Source organism: Lacticaseibacillus salsurae, assembly GCF_045862175.1.
Lineage (GTDB): Bacteria > Bacillota > Bacilli > Lactobacillales > Lactobacillaceae > Lacticaseibacillus > Lacticaseibacillus salsurae.
In genome coordinates, this window is sequence record NZ_BAAFZI010000098.1 from 1 (window position 1) to 4,005 (window position 4,005).

The following is a 4,005-nucleotide window of genomic DNA, read 5'->3' on the forward strand; positions in this document are numbered from 1 at the left end:
CTCAACTTTTGCACGGAACACTGCACGAGCCTTGATCACCGGTATTGCCTATAACCTGGTTCAGCTCTTTAAACAGCTCTTTGTCTCGGAAGACCGTCGTTCAACCATCTCCTCGCTACGGTTCAGTCTCTTTCACATCGCCGGTAGGATTACTTGGCACGCCCGTCGTGTGGTGATTCATCTTGCTTCTAACTATGTTTACAAGAACTGGTTTAGTCGGCTCATGGACGAAGTCCATCAGTTGGCGACCTGAACTGAATAACTGAATAGGTCGTGCGTCGAGCCGAAAACTGGGTCGGTCTGTTCGTGGTGCATCGATCACCAACTTCTCCGCTCAGTCAGTATTCGCAACGCTCCAAACGTTGCTTTCAGACCGGCCAGATGCGATTTCATGTCCCCAATACCGAGGTGAATAATCCAGGTTAAAGCAAGTGATCGACGGCTTCAAGCACTGGGCGCACGGCTTCAAGACCAGAGGTTTCCGCATCGCTGCCACCTTTGACTTTGAGTTTTAACCGCAAACGCCAAGGCAAAGTGACTTCTGGGCGGCCTTGTAAGTAGCGAAAAATGGGTTGCTGGTGACAGCGACTGAAGCTTTTAACTTGGAGTTTTTCCACTTCGGTCAAACTCATCGGGAAAATCCCGGTGCCAAACACCAGAAAGTGTTGCGGCAATAAATCCGCGTATTGGCGATAAAAGCGTTTGAAGCCGGTGATGCCACAACCGGAAACATGTCCGCCAAAAATGACGACGTCGACGTGTTCGAAATCTTTTGCCGCGATTAACTTGGTATCGACTAACTCGGCGTGTAGCGTCTGCGCGAGTTGCTGGGCGAAGGCTTGCGTGAAGCCAGTTTGTGATTGATACACGATCTTGATCTTGCGCATGAGTCTCACCTCTTATAGACAGCATACCAAATTACCCGCAAGCGGCTCAAACGTGATACACTCGACTTAACGAAAAAGGAGGAATTGCGATGCAAATCACACGACATGGTCTCCCTCAAGATACAGTGGGCACGCCACCGAGCTTAGGTCACCCGTTGCCAAACTTCAGTGTGGTCAACGCTGACGGCAAAGAAGTGTCCGCAGCTGATTTCACTGGACGCTACAATTTGATTTCTGTGGTACCAGATATCAACACCCGCGTCTGCTCGATTTCAACCAAACAGTTCAACCAAGCGATGGATGAATTCGATGGCATCGGCTTCTATACCATTTCCACGAACACCACGGCGCAACAAGCCAATTGGTGTGCGGCTGAAGACGTGCATCACATTCAGTTGCTCAGCGATGATGATGCCAATTTCGGCACGGCAATGGGGCTTTATGTCGCCGACAACCATACCGACGCGCGTTCAGTATGGATCGTCGCGCCTGATGGCCACATTGCTTATCGCGAATTGATCCTGGAACAAACCCAAGAACCGGATTACGGCAGTGCGCTGGCTTATTTGGAAGCCCATCAACAACATTAAGGTTCAACAGTGACGACTCAGATTATGGTGATCTGGGTCGTTTTCTTCATGACTGGCCTGATAAAAGGACCTGCCCAGCAGGCAAGTCCCTTTCAACAGGTCATTTTTTTGAATCCATCATTTTCTGTTGCCATTTGGCCCAACTTTCATCGATCGAGTGTCCGTCTAAGCGGATCACCGTCAACGGGCCGTCGTTTGAAACAGAGGTATCGCTTTGAAAATCGATCATTTCAGCCTCGGTCACCCACAAAACCAGTGGGGCTTGTTGATTTACGTGTTGGCGTAGCTTTAACCCAGACTGCATGCTAGTTTGCAACTTTTTTAATCGCGGCGAATGCGCCACATCATCAACCCCGAGGATTTCGGCAAATGCAATCATTAAATCGGAAAAATCAATTTGATTATTTAAAAAACGGGTCATAAATCGTTCAAAATCACGATGTTCATCCTGATTATCGAAGCGTTTCAACCAATGCTGCAAATTACTCATTAAACGCTGATCAGCCAACTGCTTTTGCTTGATGATTCGTTGTTGGCCCGTTGCTGGTAGGATGTGTTGCAGTTGAAACTGGCCGGTGATGTTTAGCGCATCCCCGATTCCAACCGGTTGCGCAAAGACATCAACAAACGGGATCATCGCGATTTTGGAATTGTCATCAGGCTCTTGGGTCCAATCAAGGTCTACTGAATCGATGGCGAGTTTCATCACTCGCACCACGATACTTTGTCCGGCTTTAACAATACTGACGACTTCAACGCCCAACACGTGACTCGAAATTTGCCCTTCCATCAGTTTCCTCCTAAATGAAATGCCTTCAATTGATCGAGATCCCATACTGCTCGATGCAGTGCTTGCTGAGTTGCCAGCCAATGCGAATTATAAAACGATGATCCAAGGGCTACTTGTTGGGCCTTAGAATCCGCCAGTTGTTGATGGATCTGGGTCAAATAATCAGCCTGCTTCATTAAATTGGGATCGTTTGGCATCAGCTTCAAGGCCAAATCACGTTCATCACCATACATAAAGTGCGTCACATGCCGCACTTCTCGCAATAAATACCCGGTTGGAAAACGAGCCGCTAGTTTCCGATCAAACGCTGCGATCAATCCCCAATTGTGGTTGATCATCATTTTCACGCGTTGCTGTTGACGCTTGCCAGCATGGGCAAAAAGTTTCTCCAAGCGCACAAAAATTTGTTCTAACCCAACCCCGTTTTGCCCATAGGCATCAATTGCTGGTTGCAAACTCGCCACTTGCTGCGCCCAATTCGCGATTTTGGGATGATGTTCACGTGCTAACCACGCCGTTAAATTTTCGCTCACTAACTGTTGGACTTTGGCTTGATCCTGTTGAACAAATTTGCGATCACGCCAACCTGCGACCAAATAAGCCCTGACTAAAAAACCGTCCATCGCAATCGGTTTAGCATAACCCATTTGGCCGCTAGCGCGTAAAAACTCAGCATTAAATTCGACAAATACGGTTTGCGGTGGCCACCCTAAAGCAATGTGTTTATCGACTCGGGCAAAATTCAACGCCCCAACAATCATGACGTTAAATTCCTGAAAACGACCATCAGGTAAAATAAATCCGAGCCGTTGGACGTCGATTGTCCGCGCTTGTAGCCAATACCGGCCTCGACTTCTTATTTCCATGAGTTGACTCCTCCTTTCGCCATGAGTATGCGGTGTGCTTCTGGATCTGGCAAATTTGAAGCACGTTTTTTTACGATTGCTCAGCTTCCTGCGTTCAGTTCACTTTTGAAATTCAATATCAAAAAGTACTTGACAATGATTTATGAAGGCGTTATCATAATCAACGTATACTAGGAGGAAGGGGTGGCTTAGCGCACGTCACCAGTACTACTTCGCAACGGGGGGCAGTTCCCCGCAAACCCGAGTGAGATCGATCCACACAGCCAGTCTGTTTGATGGCAGTGGGTCTCAGCATCAGTCGTGCCGGCACATAAGGGTCCCCTCTCGGACTCATACCAGGTGTGAATGGACGATTTGCCTCGTGGTAACACGAGAAGCAAGTGACGCCTGTGGACGAAAAGCGAATGCATCGCTGACTAGTTCTGAAAGCGGCCAAAGCCTAAGAAGTGGCGGTTGCGCAGACACGCACTTGATACATCAGTCACTGCATGATCGTAATTGAATCGGCGTTAAAGCCACAGGTCCACGAAATGAAAACTCATTTCGTGGATTTTGTGCGCCTATTAACGATTTTAATGAAATTCATTTCCAAAGCGGTTGTCACTGCGAATGGTTCAGTGTACCCTTACACTATGTAGTGGCTGTTCAAAAACGCGTAGTGACTGATACTAGTGATTTTAAGACGTTACTGTCTTATAATAAATACATACGAAATGTCGGTTTTCGGACATTTCCCATGCATTTATGAAATTCACTCGGAGGTTTTATCCATGGTTTATCGTCAAAGTCCCCACCAACTCTCTTTTGAATCCTTTGGTTGCGGTCTGAGTACACCGCTCAGTCCAAATAATGAGTGGGTGCGCTTAGCCGAT

The 4,005-nt window shown here is 47.6% G+C and carries 5 protein-coding genes; 2 read left to right on the top strand and 3 right to left on the bottom strand.

Annotation, left to right across the window (positions count from 1 at the left end; all coding sequences use genetic code 11):
* The coding region (locus ACKTSG_RS13720) for a transposase (RefSeq protein WP_407891817.1) at nt 1-253 on the top strand (253 nt) is incomplete at its 5' end.
* A gap of 169 nt (nt 254-422) precedes the next feature.
* On the opposite strand, the gene ACKTSG_RS13725 is transcribed toward ACKTSG_RS13720, so the two are convergent.
* Complete coding sequence (locus ACKTSG_RS13725; RefSeq protein ID WP_407895546.1) at nt 423-887, bottom strand: flavodoxin family protein; 465 nt, start codon at nt 885-887, stop codon at nt 423-425.
* Nucleotides 888-976: 89 nt separating this feature from the next.
* On the opposite strand from ACKTSG_RS13725, the gene ACKTSG_RS13730 reads away from it, so the two are divergent.
* Nucleotides 977-1,477: a thiol peroxidase gene (locus tag ACKTSG_RS13730; protein ID WP_407895548.1), complete on the top strand. Its 501-nt coding sequence runs from the start codon at nt 977-979 to the stop codon at nt 1,475-1,477.
* Between the two features lie 100 nt (nt 1,478-1,577).
* On the opposite strand, the gene ACKTSG_RS13735 is transcribed toward ACKTSG_RS13730, so the two are convergent.
* Complete coding sequence (locus ACKTSG_RS13735; RefSeq protein ID WP_407895550.1) at nt 1,578-2,267, bottom strand: hypothetical protein; 690 nt, start codon at nt 2,265-2,267, stop codon at nt 1,578-1,580.
* Complete coding sequence (locus ACKTSG_RS13740) at nt 2,267-3,133, bottom strand: hypothetical protein (protein WP_407895552.1); 867 nt, start codon at nt 3,131-3,133, stop codon at nt 2,267-2,269. Before ACKTSG_RS13740 ends, ACKTSG_RS13735 begins: the two co-directional genes overlap by 1 nt.
* Between the last annotated feature and the right edge of the window lie 872 nt (nt 3,134-4,005).

What these genes read in the sequence shown, in the direction of transcription:
- ACKTSG_RS13725 (WP_407895546.1), bottom strand. Translation starts at nt 887, where the DNA reads ATGCGCAAGATCAAGATCGTGTATCAATCACAAACTGGCTTCACGCAA.
- ACKTSG_RS13730 (WP_407895548.1), top strand. Translation starts at nt 977, where the DNA reads ATGCAAATCACACGACATGGTCTCCCTCAAGATACAGTGGGCACGCCA.
- ACKTSG_RS13735 (WP_407895550.1), bottom strand. Translation starts at nt 2,267, where the DNA reads ATGGAAGGGCAAATTTCGAGTCACGTGTTGGGCGTTGAAGTCGTCAGT.
- ACKTSG_RS13740 (WP_407895552.1), bottom strand. Translation starts at nt 3,133, where the DNA reads ATGGAAATAAGAAGTCGAGGCCGGTATTGGCTACAAGCGCGGACAATC.